The organism is Burkholderia sp. SR8, from assembly GCF_052851275.1.
Map to the genome: position 1 here is coordinate 1 of NZ_JAULUC010000087.1, position 613 is coordinate 613.

1 protein-coding gene is annotated in these 613 nt (G+C 66.4%); it reads right to left on the reverse strand.

Annotated elements, in window-relative coordinates; translation table 11 throughout:
- On the reverse strand, positions 1-608 hold a 608-nt coding region (locus Q3A80_RS31935; RefSeq protein ID WP_446332756.1), incomplete at its 3' end, for a hydrolase.
- Positions 609-613 lie beyond the last annotated feature (5 nt).

Genomic DNA, 613 nt, shown 5'->3' on the forward strand with positions numbered 1-613 from the left:
GCGGTGCCGCCGGTTTCGATGAACAGGTTCATGAACGCGGGCACGGTCGCGCTGCGCGCCCAGTCGCGCTGCAGCTCGCAGAACAGCTGCGCGACGCTGATCATCTGGCCGCCGGCCTGCTCGATGCGGCGCAGCGCGGCTTCGTGCGCGGCGACCGACGTGCCGCCGACCGCGTCGACGACCACATACACTTCGTAGCCGGCCTTCAGCGCGTCGAGCGCCGGGAAGGTCAGGCACGCCTCGGTCCACAGCGCGGTCATGATCAGCTTCTTGCGGCCGGTGACCTCGACGGCCTTGCGGAACTCGACGTCTTCCCACGAGTTGATGCTGGTGCGGTCGTAGGTCGGATAGCCTTCGAGCGCGGCGCGCAGTTGCGGGATCGGCGGCTTGTTCAGGCCGGTCTTCACGTTGACGGTCGAATGGACGATCGGCAGGCCGTATGCCACCGCGGCCTTCGATGCGCCGACGATGTTGTTGATCAGCAGCTGGCGGTCCATCGACGCGATGGAGTTCACCTGGACCGGCTGGTAATCGATGACGATGAATGCGGCGTTCTGCGGGGTGAGCAGGTGGTCGTTCGCGGGGTCGCGAATCGGTTCGCTTGCCATGGTTG